General features: G+C 29.7%; 27 protein-coding genes. 7 read left to right on the top strand and 20 right to left on the bottom strand.

All coding sequences use genetic code 11. The features are described 5' to 3' along the window. Positions 1–49 precede the first annotated feature (49 nt). The 3 genes from CIW83_RS18190 to CIW83_RS18180 form a co-directional block, all read right to left on the bottom strand. Positions 50–1,864 carry a DUF927 domain-containing protein gene (locus CIW83_RS18190; protein WP_094903856.1) on the bottom strand — a complete coding sequence of 605 codons (1,815 nt, stop codon included), beginning with the start codon at positions 1,862–1,864 and terminating at the stop codon, positions 50–52. 42 nt (positions 1,865–1,906) lie between these two features. Continuing rightward, a complete protein-coding gene (locus CIW83_RS18185; protein WP_094903854.1) occupies positions 1,907–2,107 on the bottom strand; it encodes a hypothetical protein in 201 nt (66 codons plus the stop codon). Between the two features lie 92 nt (positions 2,108–2,199). Further along, entirely contained in the window at positions 2,200–2,553 is a 354-nt protein-coding gene (locus tag CIW83_RS18180; protein WP_094903852.1) for a hypothetical protein, read from the bottom strand. Between the two features lie 312 nt (positions 2,554–2,865). Between CIW83_RS18180 and CIW83_RS18175 the strand changes: the two genes are divergently transcribed. Continuing rightward, the gene (locus CIW83_RS18175; RefSeq protein ID WP_094903850.1) at positions 2,866–3,387 is read left to right on the top strand and encodes a hypothetical protein; all 522 of its coding nucleotides are present in this window, start codon (positions 2,866–2,868) and stop codon (positions 3,385–3,387) included. A gap of 228 nt (positions 3,388–3,615) precedes the next feature. Here CIW83_RS18175 and CIW83_RS18170 read toward each other — a convergent pair whose 3' ends face one another. From CIW83_RS18170 to CIW83_RS18145, 6 genes are all read right to left on the bottom strand, one after another. After that, on the bottom strand, positions 3,616–4,071 hold the full coding sequence (locus tag CIW83_RS18170; protein ID WP_094903848.1) for a RadC family protein: 456 nt from the start codon (positions 4,069–4,071) through the stop codon (positions 3,616–3,618). After that, a complete protein-coding gene (locus CIW83_RS18165) occupies positions 4,072–4,473 on the bottom strand; it encodes a hypothetical protein (protein ID WP_201260026.1) in 402 nt (133 codons plus the stop codon). A gap of 107 nt (positions 4,474–4,580) precedes the next feature. After that, the gene (locus CIW83_RS18160; protein WP_094903846.1) at positions 4,581–5,417 is read right to left on the bottom strand and encodes a hypothetical protein; all 837 of its coding nucleotides are present in this window, start codon (positions 5,415–5,417) and stop codon (positions 4,581–4,583) included. Between the two features lie 29 nt (positions 5,418–5,446). After that, entirely contained in the window at positions 5,447–5,806 is a 360-nt protein-coding gene (locus tag CIW83_RS18155) for a hypothetical protein (RefSeq protein WP_094903844.1), read from the bottom strand. A gap of 104 nt (positions 5,807–5,910) precedes the next feature. Continuing rightward, positions 5,911–6,177: a Mor transcription activator family protein gene (locus CIW83_RS18150; RefSeq protein ID WP_201260025.1), complete on the bottom strand. Its 267-nt coding sequence runs from the start codon at positions 6,175–6,177 to the stop codon at positions 5,911–5,913. Between the two features lie 127 nt (positions 6,178–6,304). Next, positions 6,305–6,661: a hypothetical protein gene (locus CIW83_RS18145; protein ID WP_094903842.1), complete on the bottom strand. Its 357-nt coding sequence runs from the start codon at positions 6,659–6,661 to the stop codon at positions 6,305–6,307. A gap of 577 nt (positions 6,662–7,238) precedes the next feature. Between CIW83_RS18145 and CIW83_RS18140 the strand changes: the two genes are divergently transcribed. The 6 genes from CIW83_RS18140 (at position 7,239) to CIW83_RS18115 (ending at position 13,273) form a co-directional block, all read left to right on the top strand. Further along, positions 7,239–8,135: a hypothetical protein gene (locus CIW83_RS18140; protein WP_094903840.1), complete on the top strand. Its 897-nt coding sequence runs from the start codon at positions 7,239–7,241 to the stop codon at positions 8,133–8,135. 66 nt (positions 8,136–8,201) lie between these two features. Continuing rightward, positions 8,202–8,807 carry a hypothetical protein gene (locus CIW83_RS18135; RefSeq protein ID WP_094903838.1) on the top strand — a complete coding sequence of 202 codons (606 nt, stop codon included), beginning with the start codon at positions 8,202–8,204 and terminating at the stop codon, positions 8,805–8,807. A 68-nt stretch (positions 8,808–8,875) separates the two neighbouring features. Further along, the gene (locus CIW83_RS18130) at positions 8,876–9,331 is read left to right on the top strand and encodes a BglII/BstYI family type II restriction endonuclease (protein WP_094903836.1); all 456 of its coding nucleotides are present in this window, start codon (positions 8,876–8,878) and stop codon (positions 9,329–9,331) included. Between the two features lie 12 nt (positions 9,332–9,343). Then, positions 9,344–10,657 (top strand): hypothetical protein, encoded by a 1,314-nt coding sequence (locus CIW83_RS18125; protein ID WP_094903834.1) that lies wholly within the window; start codon positions 9,344–9,346, stop codon positions 10,655–10,657. Continuing rightward, the gene (locus tag CIW83_RS18120; RefSeq protein WP_094903832.1) at positions 10,641–12,440 is read left to right on the top strand and encodes a DEAD/DEAH box helicase; all 1,800 of its coding nucleotides are present in this window, start codon (positions 10,641–10,643) and stop codon (positions 12,438–12,440) included. Before CIW83_RS18125 ends, CIW83_RS18120 begins: the two co-directional genes overlap by 17 nt. Next, positions 12,440–13,273: a DUF3883 domain-containing protein gene (locus CIW83_RS18115; protein ID WP_094903830.1), complete on the top strand. Its 834-nt coding sequence runs from the start codon at positions 12,440–12,442 to the stop codon at positions 13,271–13,273. The genes CIW83_RS18120 and CIW83_RS18115 overlap by 1 nt, the downstream gene beginning before the upstream one ends. Before the next feature lie 19 nt (positions 13,274–13,292). On the opposite strand, the gene CIW83_RS18110 is transcribed toward CIW83_RS18115, so the two are convergent. The 11 genes from CIW83_RS18110 to CIW83_RS18065 form a co-directional block, all read right to left on the bottom strand. Beyond that, on the bottom strand, positions 13,293–14,219 hold the full coding sequence (locus tag CIW83_RS18110; RefSeq protein WP_201260024.1) for a site-specific DNA-methyltransferase: 927 nt from the start codon (positions 14,217–14,219) through the stop codon (positions 13,293–13,295). A 452-nt stretch (positions 14,220–14,671) separates the two neighbouring features. Continuing rightward, positions 14,672–15,151: a 23S rRNA (pseudouridine(1915)-N(3))-methyltransferase RlmH gene (rlmH, locus tag CIW83_RS18105; protein ID WP_094903826.1), complete on the bottom strand. Its 480-nt coding sequence runs from the start codon at positions 15,149–15,151 to the stop codon at positions 14,672–14,674. 242 nt (positions 15,152–15,393) lie between these two features. After that, positions 15,394–15,696: a hypothetical protein gene (locus tag CIW83_RS18100; protein WP_094903824.1), complete on the bottom strand. Its 303-nt coding sequence runs from the start codon at positions 15,694–15,696 to the stop codon at positions 15,394–15,396. Between the two features lie 67 nt (positions 15,697–15,763). Beyond that, complete coding sequence (surE, locus tag CIW83_RS18095) at positions 15,764–16,513, bottom strand: 5'/3'-nucleotidase SurE (RefSeq protein WP_094903822.1); 750 nt, start codon at positions 16,511–16,513, stop codon at positions 15,764–15,766. A gap of 20 nt (positions 16,514–16,533) precedes the next feature. Continuing rightward, entirely contained in the window at positions 16,534–17,679 is a 1,146-nt protein-coding gene (locus CIW83_RS18090; protein ID WP_094903820.1) for a S1C family serine protease, read from the bottom strand. Between the two features lie 16 nt (positions 17,680–17,695). Continuing rightward, positions 17,696–18,490 (bottom strand): MBL fold metallo-hydrolase, encoded by a 795-nt coding sequence (locus tag CIW83_RS18085; protein ID WP_094903818.1) that lies wholly within the window; start codon positions 18,488–18,490, stop codon positions 17,696–17,698. Between the two features lie 159 nt (positions 18,491–18,649). After that, positions 18,650–18,826: a hypothetical protein gene (locus CIW83_RS22365; protein WP_158220170.1), complete on the bottom strand. Its 177-nt coding sequence runs from the start codon at positions 18,824–18,826 to the stop codon at positions 18,650–18,652. Between the two features lie 61 nt (positions 18,827–18,887). Beyond that, positions 18,888–19,499, bottom strand: a complete 612-nt coding sequence (locus CIW83_RS18080; RefSeq protein WP_094903816.1) for a YcdB/YcdC domain-containing protein — start codon at positions 19,497–19,499, stop codon at positions 18,888–18,890. 22 nt (positions 19,500–19,521) lie between these two features. Then, positions 19,522–20,982, bottom strand: a complete 1,461-nt coding sequence (gene yycH, locus CIW83_RS18075; protein WP_094903814.1) for a two-component system activity regulator YycH — start codon at positions 20,980–20,982, stop codon at positions 19,522–19,524. Positions 20,983–21,012: 30 nt separating this feature from the next. Beyond that, positions 21,013–21,639: a hypothetical protein gene (locus tag CIW83_RS18070; protein ID WP_094903812.1), complete on the bottom strand. Its 627-nt coding sequence runs from the start codon at positions 21,637–21,639 to the stop codon at positions 21,013–21,015. 84 nt (positions 21,640–21,723) lie between these two features. Beyond that, positions 21,724–23,535 (bottom strand): ATP-binding protein, encoded by a 1,812-nt coding sequence (locus CIW83_RS18065; protein WP_094903810.1) that lies wholly within the window; start codon positions 23,533–23,535, stop codon positions 21,724–21,726. Positions 23,536–23,537 lie beyond the last annotated feature (2 nt).

Raw genomic sequence — 23,537 nt, 5'->3', positions numbered from 1 at the left:
TTTTCACCAATATCTTATACCGTCAAAATATCACTCAGACTTTCTTCAGTTATCTGCATTTTTCGTCTTCTTTTGCACTCTCTTTTCCTTCACTATCTTCCATGACTCGTATTGCATATACATTTATGGAGTTACCTGTGTCGTCTAGTTTCCTATTTCTTGTAAGCCTATCCTTCTCACAATCTAGTAGCCCGTCTTCTTTCCATTTCCTTAATACGATTTTGGGATCACTGAAGTTTCCACTATTCATTATTTCATTAAATTTTGAAGGTACAATAATTATAATTTTTTCTTCGTTTGTCTTTCCATTAGTTTTTTTATATTCAATTTTCCCCCATAATTCGTAACTTGCTTGTGGCAATTCATATTTAGTTTCTTTATTTTTAATTATAAATTTATTCTTATGAATCTCTACTTGTTCTAATAAATGTTCATAGGCTTTCTTATATAAATTTCTTTCTTCCATATTTTTTTCATTGTTTATTATAAATTCCATAATTGCTTCTGTATCTAATCCTAATTTTAATTCTTCTTCTATTAACTCTGCGGATGTCATTATTACTCCTAGTTTTGTCGCTATTCTTGGAGCAAAATGGTCTGAATCATCCATATTACTTAGGCATCTTCCTTCCCACACCTTAAACATTTCTACTATCTTTTTTTTACCTAATTTTATCATCTTTTTAGCTAATAAAGGTGCAAGATGCCCATAATTTCTAAGTACGCCTTCTTTAATATTTTTAGCATTACTAGCATTCTTAGTCCATGGAATATTGCTAAATTCAGAAATCCTCATTCGAACTCCAATATTTTGATTTGACTTTGATGTTAGCGAATTTTCACCTGTAGATATTATCGTAGTTTGCCATGTTTTAGCTTCTTTTAGTTCCCCCTCTTTATCCATTCTTCTTTTTTCCCTACCCTGAGCCAACGTGTAGATCATGCTACTGAAGTCTTTGATACTGCTTACTGATGACTCGTCAAGTAACACCGGCAACCCATTATTACCTCTGAGTGTTCCTATCAGTGCGTTTACAGTTCCACTCCAAGTACCCATTAGTCCATTTTCCTTCGTATCTGGATATCCTGTTGTAGATATTGCCAGTTGACCAGCAGTTGTTTTTCCTTGTGTACTGTTACCTACTATGTGAATAAAGAGAGAGTCAAGACTAATTTCTTTACCTATATAACCTATTACTAAAGCTGATAATCCTATAGGTATCATTGCTTCTAGATAAGTGTTACCCTTAACTTCATCCTCTATCATTCTTTTCCATTCTTCTAAAGTTCCATTCTTATTTATATATAGTTCACCCCTATAAGAAGAGGATATTCCCACTGCATTTTCATGCTTAAATATATCTTGACCATTTACTTTATCCCAGCCTAACTCTTGGTGTATCATTGATGTGGTTGATTCATTTTCTTGATTCAACAAATGTTTAATCATTACAGTATCATTATGATCAAATACATCAGCACCATATGCAGCTAAGATTTGTATCTTTTTTTTATTCAATTCACTTCTTTTTAAGTTCATTGTTACTTTTCTATTTAATGTCTCAAATTCAATTTCATAAATAATCTCTCCAGTTTCTAGAACTGTATTGATTGATAACAGTTTTATTTGTCTACCTAATGGCTTAAATACCATGCCTTTAGTTTCTTTATTATTTACGTATATTCCTACATGACCATTTTCTACTCCTACTTCTGGATATGGAATTATAATACCTTTCTTATTTGCTTTATCTTTTGTTTTTTCTTCTCCAATAAATGTATTTTTCTTAGAAGAAGCCTCAACTTTGGCTTCTTCTATAAAATCATTTAGTTCTCCTATCTTCCCACTCTGTCTATCTTTCATATCACACCTCTATCTTTAAATCTTTCATTCAAAGCTTTCATTTTATTCATCAAAACCCTCTAGAATAGTAACTCCTTTTTGAGTCCAATTTTTTATTAACAGTACTTTTCCAGGATTCTTACACTTAATTTTATGGTCATCGTATACCCCCTCATGATTATGGAGGCATACTGGTATAATTGGAATTCCAAGTTTCTCAATATAATATTTAGCTTTCTGATTAATTTTTTGCTGTTTTCCCATTCCTAATTTAAACACCTCCTGTTTAATGATTAACCTTTTATAATTAAATAATCCTAGATGGTTGAGTACTGTAGCCACAGCCAAAGTATCTACTATTCTCGCTCCACCGTAATATAATCTTCTTCTTTTTCCTTGTACACTCGATATTTAGAATAATCTGGGCATTTTAGGAAATTTATTTCCTTATCGACTACATTTATATACTTCAATTTTTCGATAACCTTCTCATACAACTCCTCTTCCGCATAGGATAACCTATCATCAATTAATGCAGGCACCACCATACATTGAATTGATGCTGTCAGTCTTTCTGAAACCCTCACCTCCGTAACATCACCAATTTCCTCCAGCACGTCTCTAATCTCACACGCTAATTTAAAATTAGCATCATGATTAAAAGTTCTAACCTCTACACCTATCAAATAACTAACTTCACCAAAATACATTTTTATTCCTCCTTATAATTTTCTATAGAAGACCCAACTTTATTTTGAACTTTATTCTATAATTATTTTAAAAAAATATTGTTTCATTCTCTTCTATGCCTTGATAATACAACCTTTCTATGGTATAGTCAAACTAGCTATTGTAATATTTCCTATATTTTTATTCCTAATTATTGCTATTTAGGAATGATTATTCCTTATCATTTTTATGCGGCACCCATCCTAAAAAAGCAATCAATGCTAATCCTGGTAGTGCCTATTTCACCATATTCTTTAATTATCTTTTTTTATTAATTTTTAGGAGGTTAAAACATGGACGACGTATCTTATTCTGAGGAAAGAATCAAGAAGGCTAAATCTATATTAAAGAAAAAACGTATTTATAGTCATCAACAGCTTGTAGAAGAATTAGAAAAGGTTGGTTGTAGTAGCTCACAAAGTTGGGTTAGCAAAAACATGAAGGACTTAGGATATGTAAAACATCCCTACGAAAAATATTATGTAGAAGGAGAAGAAAACAAACTTAATCAAATCAAAGATATATTAAAAAAAGTTATTTACTATACTAGTCCTAGCTTCTCCATCGAACATCCTCCTGAAGATGAATCTACCCTTAAGAATTCTATCCAATTTTCTAGATTATATATTTTCCCAAAAGAAGGTTTAGAAAATTCCATCGCTGAACTTATTAATCTTTATCTTGATATGGAATATACTAACATTAAAAGTGGAGTTACTTGTGGAAAGGGTTGTGTAATTGTATATTTCAAAAGTAAGCTCAAAGCTAAGAAACTGCACAAAATGCTATCTGCCATGGTTAAAGATGTTCCATAGAGTTCTCCGTTCACTCTCGAAACTTAGTCTAAAGTAGGGCTATCAATTATAGCCCTACTAAAATTAATATAAATCTATGTTAATTTGTGTAAAATAGTATTTGTTAAAACAGATTTCATAACTATACAATTTCCTTCATCATACACTCACATATTAGAATCATTTGTAATTGGATAAGGCTATTGGTTCTTCTATTCCTAAGTATCTCCTTCTATGTTCTCATATCACTTAGATTAGTTCATTTTCTTTGAAACTATAGTAAGCTCCATCATATCCTATTATTATATGATCCAGAACCTTTATTCCCAGTAGTTCACCAGCATTTTTTAATCTATCTGTTATGGATTTATCTTCATTGCTTGGCCTTGTATCTCCTGATGGATGATTGTGTACCAATATCATTCCACTAGAATTACTAAGAATTGCACCTTTCATTACTTCTCTTGGATGAACAATGGAAGCATTAAGAGAACCTATACTTACTGTATGTATTGCTATAGGTTCATTCTTTGTATTTAGATAGATTACTATAAACTTCTCTCTATCACTATCTTCTATAAAGTCTTTCATTAATTCTACTATATTTATTGGAGATGTTATTTTTCTCTCCTTATATAAGATGGATTTTTCCTTTACCATTTTGATACTTATTATATCTACTCTCTTAGATTGATGTTTCTTCATCTATAATCTCTCCTTAATTTTCCCATTCAAGGGTGTTCTCAATTTAGACCTTGTATTAAAATCATTTGCTATTGTCCATCCTATGCTTTCTGTTAAAGCTCCTGCTGTTATGGCATTGAATACATTCCCAATAGCTGGAATCCATCCAACTAACACTTGTGATATACTTCTCCCAGTTATTGTTGCCGTAGTAGTTGCAAGTGTAGCTTTGGCTGTACTTTCATCTATAGTTATATTAAATACAGAACCTAAGGCTATTATCATGGCTACTTGTATAGGTATTATTGCTATATTATCTGATGTTGGTATTTGAGCTAATCCACCACCAATCCCTGCTGTTGCTAGTGATGCCATATGAATTATTACATGACACTTTGTTCTTTCATCCTCTAACATTCTCATATTTTCCCCTTTCAATATTTGGATTTAGACACAAAAAACCCCCTAATCTCATCTATTAGTTTTGAGATTAGGGGGTTATATTTACTTTATTAATTTTTGTAGGTTAGCTAATTATTCGTCTCCTTTAATTCACCGGTTTCACGATTAACCAAATATTTAGTACCAAATGCACTCACAACTATATTGTCATCTTCTATTCTCACATCCCTGCTGTCTTCTATCTCTATAGTATCCACTTCTCCCGTGGCTAGATTATATATATCCAAGGCTGTGCTATAGCCAACTGTATAGAGCTTTTGATATTCATAATCCACTACACCTGAGATTAGACTTAGACTATAGTTAATAGAATATAAGTTTACTACATCAGCCATTAAGAAGCTTGAGGGCTGTCCTAGTGAGTTTGTTAAGGTAGTTAATCCATCTATTGAGATATAGAACAACAAAGAGTCATCCTCAAGTATTCTAGGAGCAGTTCCATTCCTAGTATATCTTAACACTATATAACTATCTCCTATTTCTACCAAAAGTGCTGATTGATTTCCTTCTTCAGCAATTATTTGCTGAACACTTCCTTTTAAATATAAATAGTGACCTTTATATTGTTCTGGGTTTCTTAATATATCATCTAATTGAGTCCCATATTCAAAAGGACTATTTGAAAGATAAAGATTTTTATCCATAAATATTGGCTTTAATGTCTGTCCTTCCTGAAATACATAACCACTGGCTAATATATCAAATTCTTCTTCTGAATAATCCTCAAACTCTTCATAATATTCATCTGCCTTAATAGAAACTATCTCCTCATCATCTTCCATTTCTGATATTCCACCTATTTCATTATTAATACCATCTAATAAATTGTCATTTTTCGTACATCCTACCATATTCAAACTTAGTATAGTTATTAATACCAAAATAATTGTTTTTTTATTAACCACCACTATCACCCCTACATATTTTCATTCATCTACATGTTCATAGATACATTTTTTCCTTTATTTAATATGCTCATAATTTGTCCTTCAAACTCTTTACAATTCTTATACTCTAAGTAAACTAACACCATTAATCCTATAAAAGGTATCCAGAATATAAACCCTGCAACAATCATCCCTATGATTATAGGAAATTTTTCTTTATTCCAACCTTGTTTTATTTCTAATGTATTTTGTTGTACTATAACGCTAAATTTACCCCAGTTTGTTATTATATCAAATGAATTCATGTTTTTTTCTATTCTTATTACCTTTGGATTTTTAAGTTCTTTCTTAACTATTTCCAAAACTTCCTCACTTGTGTAATTATCATTTAAGTAAAACTTTCCCATTATATATCCTCCTTTTATTATTAATATTAAATCCTATTAAACCTTTTAAGCTGTACCTTAATATTGTTACTTTTTAATATCAATCAATCTATTATTCCACCTCCCTATTCTCTACCTTGTACTATCATATTTCTAATCCATCTCTCCGAATAGTCATACTTAATAGCGAGATTTTTGATATTATTTCCGTCATACTCATGACAAACCTGCCATTTTACATACTCTGATGATAGAAACCTCGTAGGAAATGTAATCTGTAATCCTTTATAGTGATTGAATATCATTAAAGCTATGTCCATTCCTAATTCATGTGCAATATCCTTATAAATTCCATTTAAGTATTCAGGCTTTATATTTTCTATTTCAATCACTCCCTTCTATAGGAAAATATTAACTTTTTCATGTTGATTTATCTTCTGTAAAATTCATTGAATAATCTCTTGTAAAATTCCAAAATATATAAGCCTAAGAAAGATTTGTTTTCTTTCTTAGGCCTCATTAATTGGTTATTTCTTTTATTAAATTTTCTGGTGCAATTGATACAGGCATTGTTAGTAATATTCCAAAATCATTGTGCATTAAGATTAGAGTACTTATCCATATATCACCGTTACTACAATTAATCTTATCGACATATTCTGGTATTACATCATTTATATTTAGATATATTTCTTGTAATTTAGGTAATTCTTCTCTATCTTGAATTACTAAAATATATCCTCCATTTTCGCCATTTACATTCCTTTTTTCTCCATACTCTACATCAAGAATAATTACAACTTCTTTGATAACCTCTATTACTTCTTTTGGTAAGTTTAGATTTTCTATTTCCTTTACATGAGCTATCTTTATCATTTTTCTTCTCTCCTTTCAAAATTAGAAATAGCCTAGGAAGTAATCTCTATACCATTACTTTCCTAGGCTATTTATTTTCTTCATACAATCTTTTTAATTTTCATCTTTGCCTCACTTGTAGTGACAGTGGATGGAATTCTATTCTCCCTTTCTCATATTCCTCTATTTATATAAAGCTCTTTGTATTAACCTTCAAATAAAGATTCACTATATCGGTGGAACTGAGGTTTTTATTATTATCATAGTTTTTTTCTGCTACTGCTATAGATGAAAACTCATTCAAAAGTGATATACTTAATATATCTTTTATCTATTGAAGTTCTTATTACCAAAATTATTATATATGTTTATTTTTTTTATTACTACAGTTTCATATGCAATATTTTCGCTTCCAAATGTACATGATAGTTTCCTTAAACTATGTATTCTGGTATTGTTGAAATCATTTCTTTTTATTAAAAAACCTATATAGCTTTTTATATATACAAAATCCAACTTCAAATTTTATATGATAATGATGACAACAACTATAACTATCTATATAATAGTAGTTATAATTTATTTGGAGATGATATCATTGAATAATAGAGTGGAAATTTATGTACAAGAATTAAATACATCAAAATCAGTGGATAATATATTATGCGAGCTAGATTCAAAAACTAATTCTTCTTCGATCATAGTCTTTGAGCTTGATAAGCTAAATTATCTTCATTCAACTGGTGTACTTAATTTGATAGGTTTATCTAAATTAGTGCTTAATAAAACAGGACACCCATTACAACTAAATAGTCTAAGTTTTTCGTTATTTGAGTATCTTTCTCGTCTAAATATACAGTCATTGAATTCGATTTATATAAATACAAAGGAATTTGCGAATAATTATATTGATATATATTATTATGAAAATATAAATTTAGCAAGACTTTTTCATTTGAATTGTCAAAAACATCAAGTTGAATTAATAAAATACATAAGGAATTTTTTTGATGCTGCATTTGATATTACTAAAAAGAAGAATATTAGTCGTGTATGTACGATGATACTAGAACTAACAGGTAATTGCATTGAACATAGCGATCCCATAAACGAGTTTGGTGAAACTTTTTTTCTAATGGAAAATACTATAGTAAAAGATAATATTCGTAAAACTTCTAGAGTTGATAAAATCCGCATTTCAGTTGGTGATTTTGGATGTGGTATAAAAAATCATATGCGCCTAAATTATCCCATCATACCAGATGATGATTTAATTTATATACAGACAGCATTAATAGATGGAAAAACTGGGCGACTTGATCAATCTGGAGGATTGGGTTTTGGTTCTATAAAAAATACTATGAAACTTTTTAAAGGTTCTTTTACCATTCATTCAGGTACAGTTACTGTTACTATTACAGATGATATTATCTCTAGCAAAACAAATAAATTCCTTCCAGGAACACAATTTGAAATTCTTATTTATAACACTTGACACTTAACCAAATCAATAGTATTCTATATATGAGTTCATTAGATTTTAGTGAAAGGTGGTGATTTGATGGATTTTAAAAAAGAATTTATTAGTTTGAAGGTTCTGTCAGAAGAAATAGGTATTGATGATACTGAAATACTCTCTTTTCGACCAAATGGAAAGAGGGTTTCTCTTAAAATACAAGAAATCATTATGAACTGTACAATTTCAGCTCCAGCTCACTATATTATTAGTTTTAAAGATATTTTACTTTGTGATATATCTTTCATTGATGAAGTTCTTATTAATACAATACAGTTTATAAAATCAAATAATCTAGATATTCAAATTATCTTAAGTGATTTATGTTCAGATATTCGTGATAATATATATGCAGCTTTTCTTCTTCGTAATAAAAAAGAAAAAATCCAAGGCAATACAAAATTCGATGTACAGGTTCTTGAAATTAATAATGGCATATATAGTCTAATTGGGGATTTAGAATCAAACTTATTCGAAACTTTGGAATTGATAAAATTAAATTCTCCTCTTACCGCAAGAGACTTGTCGGATATTCTAAATGTTCCCATAAATGGATCTAGCAATAGACTTAAAAGGCTATTCGATTCTAGATTAATACTCAGGGAAATGATTACTGATGAAGAAGGCAAATATTTTAAATACTTTCTATAAATATAATGATATTTTTTTAAGTTGCCGTTCATGAAAAAAATGTGAAGCCTTTGAAAGGAGTTATTATTATGAAAACAAAAATCATCTCAAAAAACTTCGGAGAATATTCAGTACCCGAAAGCATTGTCAATAGCTTAATTGATCACTTGCAATCATCAGAATTAGATTACAATATTCATTCATCTTCTGATATACGAAATATAATTGATTCATATCTTTCTATTAATGGTTGGGCTCTTAATTCAAAAGTTCATGAAAGATCAAAAATTTCCATTACTGCTTCAAAGTCAAAAATCGGATTATGCGTCCAAACTGGAAATATTAGTCGATATTATGCTGATATTCTTAAATTAGAAACATTATTTAAAAAAGATAGAATTCACTGCGGGATTATTATTTTACCGTCAAAAAAATCATCTTTAAAACTAGGTAATAATGTTGTAAACTGTGATAGAGTTTCAGAAGAGATTGATATTTTCAAGCATACAATTACAATTCCACTGATATTAATTAGCATTGAATAGGAGGGATTTACTATGTTAATTAAAGATATAATAGGATCACCTTACCCAGTAAGAAAGCAGTTAATTAATGAACTTCAATCTTCAAATAGCAAGCCTTCATACGAATATCCACTAAAGTTTCAAAATAGGATAAACACTTTTAAAGTTTATACTATACCATTAGAAATGCCTAAATATAGGCTTAGTAATGGAAGAACACAGGCATTGCAACAAGTTCATATAGCTAAAAATCCTAGTTTGTCATCCAATTATTTTGAAACTGATTTTGAATCTATTGAAAAACACTTAATACAACATAATATTTTAAAAGGAATGGTTGAAAACGATTTAATTAACTTTTTCAAAAAAGAGTCTCAGGATCGTCCATTGATAATAGATCAAGATGGATTCGTAATTAATGGAAATAGACGTCTTTGTGCAATGAGAGAACTATATTTATTAGATAGTCAGGAATATTCAAGGTTTAGTCATATTGATGTACTTATATTACCGCCTTGTAGTGAAAAAGATAAAGACGAACTTGAAGCAGATCTTCAAATTAAAAAAGATATTAAGCAAGATTATGACTGGGTTAGCGAAGGTTTCATGTATAGAAAGAGAATGCAAGAACATGGATATACCATCGATGAAATTTCAAAAATGTATGATAAAAACAAAAATGAAATTAATGCAAGAATAGATATGTTAACATATGCGGAAGAATATTTATTAAGTATAGGTAAACCAAAACAATATAATCTTGTGACGGAAAATACAAAGTTTGCCTTCGAAGCAATAGTAGATAGTAGAAAACGCCATAACAATAAGAGTGAAGCTTATAAAAATATTTTAAAAGATATTAACTATATCGTATTACATGATAATCAAACAAATAATTTATTAGATTCAGGTAGAATTTATAATGTTATTAATAAAATCTCTGAGCACTTCTTGCCTTTAATTGAAACTTTTGAAGCCGAACTACAGGAAGAAATAAGTAATGTAGAGATGGAAATGGAGTCCGAAGTTTTAGATTTATTTGGTACAACTGAGACAACAAATAATAATATAATTAAATTATCACAAGCTATAGGTAATCCTGAGAACAAGGAAAAAGTCTTAAATATTATTAAAGATACAATTGAACGCCAAGAAATATTGAAAAAGGAAAAAGCAAATTCAAAAGCTGCATTAAAATTTATCCAAAAAGCTCATAGTGATCTAGTCGATGCCCTAAATGTATTCGATGACCAAAGTGACACAACAGGAATAATTGAACAGTTAAATCAAATAACTAATTTAATTCAACAGTTAAGGGAGAAAGTAAACAATGAAATTATTCATTAATTATATTGAAAAAGATAATTTGGCATCTTTAAGTGTTGATAATGTTGAAATATCCTGGCTGGAAATCCAACGATTATGCGAAGAGAGAGCATATGGTGGATCACAAGTTAGATATGATTCACTAACTATTCCTTGGTGGAAATTTATTTCTTTAAAATCAGATCTCAAATTTCTATTTATAAAACATAATTTACAACCTATTCTTTCAGATAAAGTCATATCTTTGCTAAAGGAAAGTGCTAGATTTGAATCTCAATATAAACTAGCGTTATTGAGTACCCCTTTAGCAGAAGATGACATAAGCTACAAACTAAAAAACAAAGGATTTAAGCGAACATTGACTGATCAACAATTAAGAAATGTTACAAAAATGTCAATGCTTCCTGCTGCAGCAACTTTTTCAGTTCCTGGAGCAGGTAAAACAACTGAAGCATTGGCATACTTCACTTTAACTAGTACACCTGAAACAAAATTACTTGTTGTAGCACCTAAAAATGCATTTATAGCTTGGGATGATGAAATAAAAGAATGTCTATATTCACAAGAGGAAGTTATCAGATTGGCAGGTGGATATAATAATATTCAACTACTATTAAAAAACAAACCAAAATATTCAATCATTACGTATCAACAGCTCCCTAATGTTCTTAATTTAATTTCAGAATACTTAATAGAAAACGATGTATTTATGTTCTTAGATGAAAGTCATAGAATTAAGCAAGGGTCTTCAGGAATAATAGGAGGTTCTATTCTTAGTCTATCTCACTTGCCAAAACAAAAATTAATAATGTCTGGTACTCCTATGCCTAATAGGGTTGATGATTTAATTTCACAATTTAACTTTTTATATCCAGAAATCCATTGTACTGGTGATGATATTGCCAATAAGATAAAACCAATATATGTTAGAACTACAAAAAAAGAATTGAACTTAGATAAAAATCGTAAATTTTCGATCCACTATGTTGAAATGAATCCAAATCAACGTAAGTTATATCAATTACTATGCAGTGAACAAGCTAGAATTGCTAACAAATATTTAAAATCACGGGATAGAACAATTCTTAGAAATATAGGAAAAAGTGTACTTAGGATGATTCAAATAACTTCAAACCCTAGATTATTAGCTAATTCTGATTTTTCATATCATAATATTCTTAAAGATGTAATTCGTGAAGGTGATAGCCCAAAAATAAAATATGTATGTAAAAGAGCTAGAGAACTAGCCCACGATGGTAAAAGAGTTGTTATATGGTCAAGCTTTGTCAATAATGTTGAATTGATCGCAGAACGATTATCTGATTTAGGCGCAGAATATATACATGGTCAAGTTGAATCAGGAGATGAGAACGATCCTGAAACTAGAGAAGCTAAAATTAGAAGATTTCATAATAAAGAAGAAAATTGCTTTGTTCTTGTAGCTAATCCAGCCGCAGCCAGCGAAGGGATTAGTCTCCATAAAGTATGTAATCATGCAATATATCTAGATAGAAACTATAATGCAGCTCAATTTTTACAATCCATGGATCGAATTCACAGACTAGGTCTTCCAGAAAATGTTATAAGTGAGATAGAAATTGTTGCTTGTCGAGATAGTATTGATGAAATAGTTCATAATAGACTTTTTAGCAAGATACAAGATATGGAAGTTATATTAAATGATGATTCAATTCAAAAGGAATATGAATACTTTGATGAAGAAGTTGAAAATATCAATGATATATCAGAAGATGATATAATAGACTATATAAATCATCTTACACAACAAGGTGGTGAATATTGATGTTATTTTCAGTTGGAGTACTTTACTCTTCACATAATCTCTTAGATGAAATTAATAAAGATATAATCAATGATATTTCTTTTCTAAAATCATATAAAAAATATATTGTTGCAAATTCAAAAGATATCTTTGATGTTTCACTTAAATGTAGTTGGATAACAATATCTAATATGAATATAAGACTAACTAAAAGAGGATTTGAAATTTTACAGGCAAGTAGTACTGTAGATAAACTCCGACTTCAATTGATTGATTTAGTTTGCTACTTTAGACCATCATGGGCAATGTCTATTCCATACGGCAGAAAAGAAGCACTTCATTTTATGCCTATTGATGTAAAACAATGTTTTGAAGAGGCTAATTTAGTAGATAACTATTCCGAAGATACTATTGAATGGTGGGATAAATTATCAAGTATTATTAAGGGTTTTTATGATGATGAATTATTAAAGATAGGTCGTATTGGAGAAAAACTATCAATAGAATATGAATTTAATCGAACAGGTCATTTACCGAAATGGATGTCCATAGAAACAAATATCTGTGGCTATGATTTATTATCATGTATATCTCGTGAAAATAGATTGTCTCAATTAATTGAAGTTAAAACTTGTTCTAATTCATCAAAGGAAATTCACATTTCTAATAACGAATGGAATACTGCAATATCTTCTGAAAATTATATTTTCCATATATGGTTCTTAAATAATAAATCCGAACCTAAGTTAATTATACTAAAACCTGATGAACTCCAAAAGAATATCCCTAAAAACATGGGATCAGGTGAATGGGGGTCAGTAAAGATTTATATTGGAGATGAATATAATAAATAAGTCCCTCAAGATATGGGACTTATTTCAACCATTCTTCTGGTATTTGAGCAACTGTTTCTTTTCCTGTTGGTTTATATACATTTCTTCCTAAAGGTCTAATCTTTAATTCACCATTTAAAAAATCCTTAATTCTTTCAATACCAATATCAATATATTCTCGTTCTTTTTCAATTCCAAAACTTCGTCTATTATTCTTTATTCCAGCAATAATCGTCGAAGCCACCCCAGCGAATGGATCTAATATCCAATCCTCTTCATTAGTTAATGCTAAAACACATCTCTCAACCAGTTCTACTGGAAACTGACATGGGTGTTGCGTCTTTTCAATATGATTTGCTTTGACATTTGGAATATCCCATAATCCTGAATCCCATTCATTATATAGAAACTCCCATATATCTGAAGGATTTTTACCTAATGGATTGCCAGAAGGTTTACCCTTATCTTTTCCTTTATAATGTCTTTTCCCAGGATACTTTTGAGGTACTCTAACATCATCTAAGTTAAAAGTATATTCATCTGATTTTGTAAACCAAAGAATTGTTTCATATCTTCCAGAGAATCTTGTTTGTGTATGTAATCCATGCCCAAAATGCCAAATAATTCGATTTCTTAACTTTAGTCCAAATTTTTTAAAAATTTCATAATAGAAAATATCAAGTGGATAGACTTCATAATCATCTATATAATTTCCAACCTGCCAGCATATACTACCATCATGTGATAGCACTCTTATAATTTCTTCTATTATTTCAGTTTGCGTTTGTAAATATACTTCTATTGATTCTTTTGTCTCATATTCTTTTCCAATATTATATGGTGGTGATGTAATAATCAATTTTATTGAATTATCTGGTACCTTACGGAGAATTTCACAACAATCGCCATGTGAATAAATAATCTGATCATTATTGTCAAACTCATTTGTTATATCTATTAATTTCATTTTCATTCACCTCTCATTAAACATTACTAATTATAACATATTTCACTACTAAGATCTAGTGCTTTTTATAACATTTTATAATATAATTTTACAGTAATAATGATAACTACAAATCAAATTTCTAAAATAACAGCATCCAGTTTAAAAAAGATTTCAATCCTCTATTCACAGTTTTACAAATTACTTATCACAAGCCTCCACTCATGATGCAGTTATCATAATTAGCCGTCACAATGCCATCTTCACCGTCGAATAGACTCCCCAATACCAGAAATAGATAGATGACTAATAAAACCACTTGAAACTATATAAGTCTCAAATAGTTATGCTTGCACAATATTTACATCTAATTAAATTTACGTAAAACTAACTAAAATTCACTCCACAAGATTTGAAGACTATAAATATAGCTTGTATAGAATCTCGCCTACACAATTACCAAAAAACCGCAGTCACTTATGGTACGGTTCACCTTTCATTATCCTCCATCCTCTATATATCTGTTCAAGCAATATAAGCCTCATTAATTGATGAGGAAATGTCATCTTTGAGAAGGATAGCTTAAAATTGCTCCTATTCATCACATCTATAGATAATCCTAGAGATCCTCCTATAACAAAGGTAATATCATTTATTCCATTTATCATTAGATCTGCCATCTTCTCAGATAGCTCCTCCGATGATAGTTGCTTGCCTTCTATGGCTAAGACAATAACAAAAGAATTTTGAGGAATCTTTCCTAATATCCTTTCTCCTTCCTTAGTCTTCACTATTTCCATTTCCTTTTCAGATAAATTCTCTGGTGCTTTTTCATCATCTATCTCTATAATATCCAAAGAGCAATACCTTGATAATCTCTTTGTGAATTCTTTAATGCCTTCTTGTATATATTTTTCTTTTATCTTTCCTACTGCAACAATTCTAATATTCATAGCAACCCTACTTTCATTTCAAATATATTTTTATTTATTTTTATTTTATCATAAATTATCTAAAACTTTCATCTTTGTATATCTAGAATTCCATTTATTCAAATAAATATTAAAGGGCTGTATACTTTTATATACAGCCCTTTAATCCTTTTTTATTATCTAAAATTAATTTAAAGTTTCCACATTTCAGAAGTTTTAATGTCCTAAATTGTTCATTGTCCTTTGTTAATCGTCAATTGATGTTACTCTAACATGTTATCTCTAAAAAATACTATCATCCCATAATTTGCAAGTATTTCCATAAATTGATCATGGGTTGAACCTTCTAAAGCTTTCATTTGAGCGTTGTCTTGATATCTTCTTTCATTTTTCTCTATCTCTTCTTCAAATATCTCTAATGCTTCTTCTCTTGTTTCTAGGTTTTTTAGCAAATCTATGTACCTATCATATTCCCTAGATAACTCATCAATTATAAATTGATCTAATTCAGGGTAACGATTTACATATTCTTTCAATACCTCTTCCTTGCTTCTAATTTTAAACATATTAACACCCTTTCCTCTGTTAAAGTAATATTTAATTACTACCCAAAATTATACTAAATATTCAGCTTTATATCCAGCCCTTTACTTCTTCTAATAATTTAAAATTAGTTAAATCATAGTGAAGAGGAGTTACTGTTACATACCCTTGTTGTAAATAGTATCTGTCTGTATCTTCTTCTATTTCTGTTTCCCTTCTACCCTTTAGCTTTAGAATCTTCTCTCCTTTTTCATTATGATCCATAAAATAATAATCGTAAATTACGCCCCCAATTTTACAAACCTTTATTCCCAATATATCGTCTTCCTCTTTATATGGAGTATTTATATTTAAAACTAAATTGGATTTACTCAATTTATCTTTGGAATCTTCTAATGTTTTTTTTGCATATTTAGCCGCTATATCAAATTTTGCATTCCCGTCTACTAATTCAGCCGATACTGCTATAGATGGTATTTTATAAATATTGGCTTCAATAGCAGCAGATACTGTACCAGAATATAATATATCCATACCTGAGTTTAGCCCTATGTTTATACCTGAAAAAACCATGTCTATTGGTCCATCTGTTAAAATCTCTAATCCAGCTCTAACACAATCGGCTGGTGTTCCCGATATACTATAGGCTTTAGATTTCAATCCTTCTAACTGTACTTCTTTAACTACTAAAGGTTGAAATAATGTAATTGCATGGCTCTGTGCTGATCTTTGAATCTCAGGTGCCACTATAATAACTTCATGATCCTTTTCTAATTCTTTAGCCAAAGTATATATGCCTTCTGCCATTATTCCATCGTCATTTGTTAATAAAATTCGCATTGTCTTCCTCCCCAAGTATATTAAAATTTTGTAAATGTAATTTCTGTCTTCATTTCTTGACCATCTCTAATTATTATTAAATTTGCCTTATCTCCAATTCTATATTTATATAATACCTTTCTCAGCTGAGTCATGGTTTCAATCTTTTCATCATCTACCTTAGTTATTATATCAAGAGTTTTCAAGTTAGCATCTGCTGCTGGAGAATTTGGTAGTACTTCAACAATCACAACTCCACTATCTACTCTTAGGTCTATCCCAAAGTATCTTTCATATTTATTTACTTCTGTACCTTCAAATCCAATATACACATTGCTAAAACTACCCTCTTTAATTACTTCTTCTGCAATTGATTTAACAAGATTTATTGGAATAGCAAAACCTAATCCTTCTCCAGTTTGAATCTTCGCTGTATTTAAACCAATTACCTCACCATAGCTGTTTAAAAGTGGTCCTCCGCTATTTCCAGGATTTATAGATGCGTCAGTTTGTATTAAATCCTCTATTACATTATATTGATCTACCCTAATAGAACGATGGAGTCCTGAGATTACACCTGAAGTTACAGACCTTTGAAAATCAAGGCCCAAAGGATTACCTATTGCAATTGCTAATTGACCTACTTCAAGTAAATCTGAATCTCCCAGATCTGCTACTGGGAGGTCTCTGGCATCTACTTTTACTATTGCCAAGTCAAGTGCTGCGTCATACCATAGAACCTTACCAGGCATTTTATCTCTATTTTCAATAAGTACAGTTATACTCTTTGCATTACCATCTCCTATAACATGGGAGTTAGTTAAAATATATCCATCTGAGTCGATTATTACTCCAGATCCTACTCCTTCTGCATCTCTTGCCCAAAAGAATTCCCTAATTTCTTGAACTGTAGTTATACCTACTACTGAGCCTATGGTTTTTTTAGCCACAGCAGTCACCGTGGAAATATCTTCAGTTGGTGTAATATTAATTTCATTAATAGGTCCTGTTTCCCGTCTTACAAATATTTCTGGCATAGGCAATATTTTACCATATAAATAAGTAGGTGCCACATAGACACTCAAAACTCCACCTATAATAGCTCCTATTAACCCTACTATAAAGTATGAAAAAAAGCTTCTTTTCTTAGGTGGTTTATTATAGCTATAATAGTTATAATCACTCATTTCGATCCCTCCATAATTATAGATTATAAACTTTTGTTACCTTATCTCTATATGTTAAATCCAATGTAATATCTTTGCTTGTATCTATACCTTGATTTAATAATAAACTTTTTACAGTTTTATGAGCAAGATCTGGAGTATTATTATCTTGGCTCAAATGTCCTAATAAGACTATTTCTCCATTGCCTGATATAACTTCTCCTAAAACTCTTCCTGCATCATCATTTGATAGGTGTCCTTTTGTACTGAGTATTCTTTGTTTCAATGGCCAAGGGTAGCTGCCTTCTTTCAACATAGTTATATCATGATTTGATTCCATCAAATAAAGATTAGAATCTTTAATTTTAGTTTTCATATTATCATTTACCCAACCTGTATCCGTTATAATACTAATTTTAATTTTATTATAAAAAAATATGTACCCGACTGGTTCCAAAGCATCATGAGATATATTAATAGGATAGACTGTAATATCCTTAATATCCAAATATTCCTCAGAAATAAAAACCTTTATATTCTTTTCTTGTATCTTGCCAATCATTCTTTCCATCCCTAGCCAAGTATTTCCATTTGCATATATAGGCAAATCATATCTCCTTGAGAAAACACCTACCCCCTTGACATGGTCTATATGTTCATGAGTCACCAATATTCCATCCAAAGTGCTGGGACATACTCCTATAGATGATAGTAGAGCTTCCATTCTTTTTCCAGAAAATCCTCCATCTATTAATATTCTTGTATTCTTAGTTTCAATATATTGACAGTTCCCAGAGCTTCCACTAGACAAGGAACAAAATTTAATCTCCATAATAGTCTCCCCCATTTTGTATTATAATTCTTATAACCATTCAAAAATTCTCATTTTTAAATATTTATCTTTAATATATTAGTACTTCATTAACAGCCTTTTTTATATTATAATCTATATACATTAAAAAAGAAGAATTAGAAATTCTTCTTTTGATAGTTATCTATTGTAGTTATCTATTATTACCTTATATCCATCATCAAATAAAACTCTCCAAGCTGGATTAGCTTTTCCTTTTTTAGGATTTTTATATTCTTTCAAATAATCCTGTTCTATAGGGTCAAAGTAATAACATAAGGATATATCTTTTATAGTCTTTCCATATACTTCTTCCATACTTAGCAAGCTAAGAATAGCCTTTGGAGCTGTACTAATATATATGGCGTCTCACCTTCATCTAAAGCCTTAACCAAATCCGCTCTAGTTTTTTGACCCCTCTTTTATCTACTTCTACAATAGTATTTGCTCGTTCTACGTATCTACTATTATATATTTTTGAGAATTCTAGACGATAGCTATTATCTTGCTCTTTTGCATAATATAATAACATATCCGAAGTATCATAATTTTTATCCTGTAAAAATTCTAAAGCAATTGTCTTAGCTTGTTCTTCATTTAAATTTGTATATTTTTCTTCTTCATTATTATTTTCATAAGTTAATTTTTTCCTATTTTCAATTAATACATATTCATTATTATATATAATTCCTTTGCTGCCTTGATCTGTTGACTCGATTTTCCCTTCCCCATTGAAATAATTCTTATTTATTTCATATAGATCTAAGATTTCATATTCTACTATTAAAGTATTTAAACTAGGAATTTCCCTAGATATTTCCGTATCTATAAGAATATTTTTATTATTTAGAAGTTTAGTTACATCTTCAATAAATCCCTCTTTTGTCGCTGTTTCTACTTGTCTTCCACTTAAAAATAGAACAACACCCAATAATATATTGGTTATTAAGAATGCAACTATTAAGATGGTTTTTGCCTTTGACCAGTCCATTTAATTCACCATCCGATACTCCTTAATTTTTTTCATATACTAAAGATCCATTATAGATATCAAAGGCATAAAGTCCTTTATTGGTTTTTATAACCCATACACCAATCAGCTCATCTTCTATATCCTTTAGACATGGATCAAAATATGATAAAGTAATGTCTTGTATAAAGGATGAGGATAAAACTTTTTCTTTTATATCTAGATCTTCTTGATTTTCTAAACTGATATTATTTTCTTCTAAGTATTTTTGGACTATAAAATCTATATTCCTATCTATTACATCAAAAGAAGATAACATCTTGCCCCCCGATGGAATATTATCTACTGGTTTATTTATATCTTTATCTACCGATTTATTCATATCTTTTCTAATAAAATGTTTATAAGATCTTACATGGTCATTGAAGACTTCTATCTGAACAAAATCTACCATTTCATTCCCAAGAATTATAGGTATTCCTCTAACTCTATATCTAAATGTTAAATTATACCCAAAGCTATCATCTATTTTAATTTCCTCTACCTTAGCTAAATACATTCCCTTTTGTACTCCTGCACTTTTAGATATGAATTCAGCCGCAGTGATTAAGCTTTGATATAGATTCCTCTTCTTTACAGCTTGCTCTAAAGGATGAAAATACTCTAAAGTACCATTTACATTTAACTTTAGAACTCTTTGATTATATCGATAGATCGTCGAACCGTTATTCTCACCTATTTCGCCAATATAATCAATACCTATATTTAAAAATTTTTCTGCCAACTTCTCCTTTTCTTTTTCATCCAAATTTCTTATCTCATTTTCTACATATACTGTAGGCAATGGATTTTTCATATCATTATTAGTTACATAAATATCATTATCAAGTCTATAATAATCCCTCATGGAATGATAGAAATTATAATTTCCCGATTCTTCTATCATAGAAACTTGTTGCGTAAGACTAGCTACATCAATAGATTCATCATATATAGCTATATGTTTTTCTCCATCAGAAAATACAAAAAAAGAATCACCCTCACCTAGATAAACATAGATATTGTTTATATTAGGTATAGTATCTACAATAAGATTAGGCTCCTTAACATCTAAGGCTTTAGCCAATATATAAGTATTTATTTTATTAGGAAAATAAAAACTTATAGACCTTTTCCCATTATATGTTAGAAACTCATCGTTTGGTAATTCTACAACTTTAACATCTTTTAACCTTAAGATACCATTTAAGATTTTTCTGGAGTTTGTCCATAACCCATGTTTAGAATCATCATAGAAAATGGTGTGATTTTTATCACTAAAATTTACCAAGTATTTATTAGGAATTATCATATCTGATAATAAATATGATGTCTTATATGTTTCATTTCTTCTACTAAATACACCTAGCATTTCATTAGGTAATTCTATCCATAGCCTTTTGGTAAATAACAAACTAATACCTACTAATGATATCAATAGAAAAGTCTTAATCCTTTCTCTCATTTTAACCATCTCCAATATCATAGGTAAGCATTATTTTAATTTCTGTATTATATCTGTAATTTTTACTTCTTTTGTACTATTTCCGGAATCTGGAGTCTTTAAATATACTATTATTTCAACAGTTGGTACCTCTTCTACACCAAAATCAATAACTATTTTATTAATTCCTGCTACTAATTCAAGTTGCTTATCAAAAAATCCTAGATTGCCTGACTTTACAGTTTCAGAAAGTATTTCTATATAGTCATCTTCAGTAGGTAATGTAAGTAAATCAAAGTTTTTTCTTGTAGTACCATATACCTGAATTACAATAGAAGTCCCTGAAGGAGCTTTCCCATTTATAAAAGCAACCTTATCCTCTGTAGAATAAGCATTTTTTTCAGGATTAATTACTTGATATTTAGATATATCAACTTTTGGCTCAGTTTTGCCTGTTTGGTCTGTTTTGGTTGTTTGGTCTGTTTTAGTTGTCTGTTCTGTTTTAGTTGTTTGATCTGTTTTAGTTGTTTGTTCCGTTTTGGTTGTTTGATCTGTTTTAGTTGTCTGCTCTGTTTTGGTTGCATTCGTTGTATTTGTTAATGCTGCTGAATGAACTGTTGAACTAATAGCAAACAAACTAGCACTAATAAATAAACTAGCCAATATCTTCTTCCACATTTTATATCCTCCTTTACTATTTACTTTAATTAGTATTATATAGTAAATATATTACAAAATTGTTACAACATAATTAAGATTGAATTACACTTTTTCATATGGTATTTTTATTTCAACGGTAGTACCCTCTCCAAAACAGCTATCTAAGAGTATTTCACCATTATGAGCCTCTATTATTTGTTTTGCAATGGAGAGCCCAAGCCCAGTACCTCCTGATTCTCTGCTTCTACCTTTTTCTACTCTATAAAATCTTTCAAATATCCTTTGTCGATCCTCTTCTGGGATACCTATACCATTATCTTTTACCTTTATACTTATAGCATCATCCAAGCATCTTGAAGAAATTTGAATTTCTCCTCCATTTTCCGTATATTTTATGGCATTAGAAATTATATTTAGTATAACCTGTTCTATACCATCCTTATCTATTACAATATTTGGTAAATTCTCTTCAACATCCACTATTATTTTATGATTTTTTTCCTTAAAAGCAAATTCTAATTTTAATAATATTTCCTTTAAAAGTTTTTTTGCAGAAACTTCTTGTTTTTTCCAAGTAGTCTTTTTATAATCTAAATTTGAAAGCTGCAACAGGTCTTTTACAAGTCTTGCCATCCTATCACATTCATTATCTATTACAGCTAAAAATCTCTGTTCCATTTCCTCATCTATTCCATTATCCATCAATGTTTCTGTATAACTCTTGATTGTTGTAATAGGTGTCTTTAATTCATGAGATACATTTGCCACAAATTCCTTCCTCATATTATCTAGTTTATGCTCATTTGTCATATCTTGAAACACTATTATAAGTCCACCGATATTATTTTTCTCATTTTTAAAGGGAGCATACTTAACCTTATAGACATGTGAATCAATCTCTAGGTTTCTATCTCCTTCTAGAGTAGCTTCATCATCATAATTAATATCATCAAGATTTATTAGTTTTAACGGTATTGCTTCTCTAAAAATAGAATAAGGTTCTAAGCTTTTTTCTTGAGTTAATTCTAATATTTCTATAGCAATAGGATTTGCATGTATTATATTTCCACTAATATCTACTGCTATAACACCTTCTGCCATATAGTTAAATATTGTATCTAGCTTAGATCTCTCTACGTCCATTTCTCGTATTGTATCTTTTAATTTTAATGTCAGATGATTAAACATACTGGCCAGCTGCCCAATTTCATCATCAGATTTTACCTCAACAAACTGTTCGAAGTTTCCCATAGCCATTTCTTCTGCCTTATTAGTCACATCCCTAATAGGCTCAGTAATACTTGAGGCAATTAAATAGCCTAAAAACACTGTAATTAATAAAGCTATCATAGTAGCATTTGTTAATATCTTCTTAGATTCATTTACTGTTACATATACATTTTCAAGATCCGAAACCATATAAATTATGCCTTTGACCTTTCCTACATCTGTCAAAACAGGGTAAGCAATATGATTTGCTACAGTATTTTCATTTGGATCTTCTATCTCCTTACTCGACTTTTCTCCATTATAGGCTTCTAATATTAATTCTGAATCCATATATTTATCATTTGTAAAAGCACTTTCTCCAATAATTCTCTTATTTTTCTTTGATGATGAAGCTATAACAGTAGCAATATCATCATTTTTTATTACATATAAAGTTTCATTGCTACCTAATCCCCACGCGCTTAAAGTTTCTTGTATATCTTCTTGGACAATCATCCAGTCATCCTCCGCTAATTCAGAGATTGACTCTATTATGGTTTGTATATTCTGCTCCATAGAACTAGTAATATTTGCTATTTGTTGACTTTCTAATCTTCCAATAATAAATATACCTACTATTACCATGGCAATAAACACTAGTAAAAAATAAACTACAATAAACCTCCACTTTATACTAGCAAACATAG

This window comes from Tissierella sp. P1 (assembly GCF_002266425.1).
Taxonomy (GTDB): Bacteria; Bacillota; Clostridia; order Tissierellales; family Tissierellaceae; genus Tissierella; species Tissierella carlieri.
This window is presented reverse-complemented; position numbering and strand designations above follow the sequence as displayed.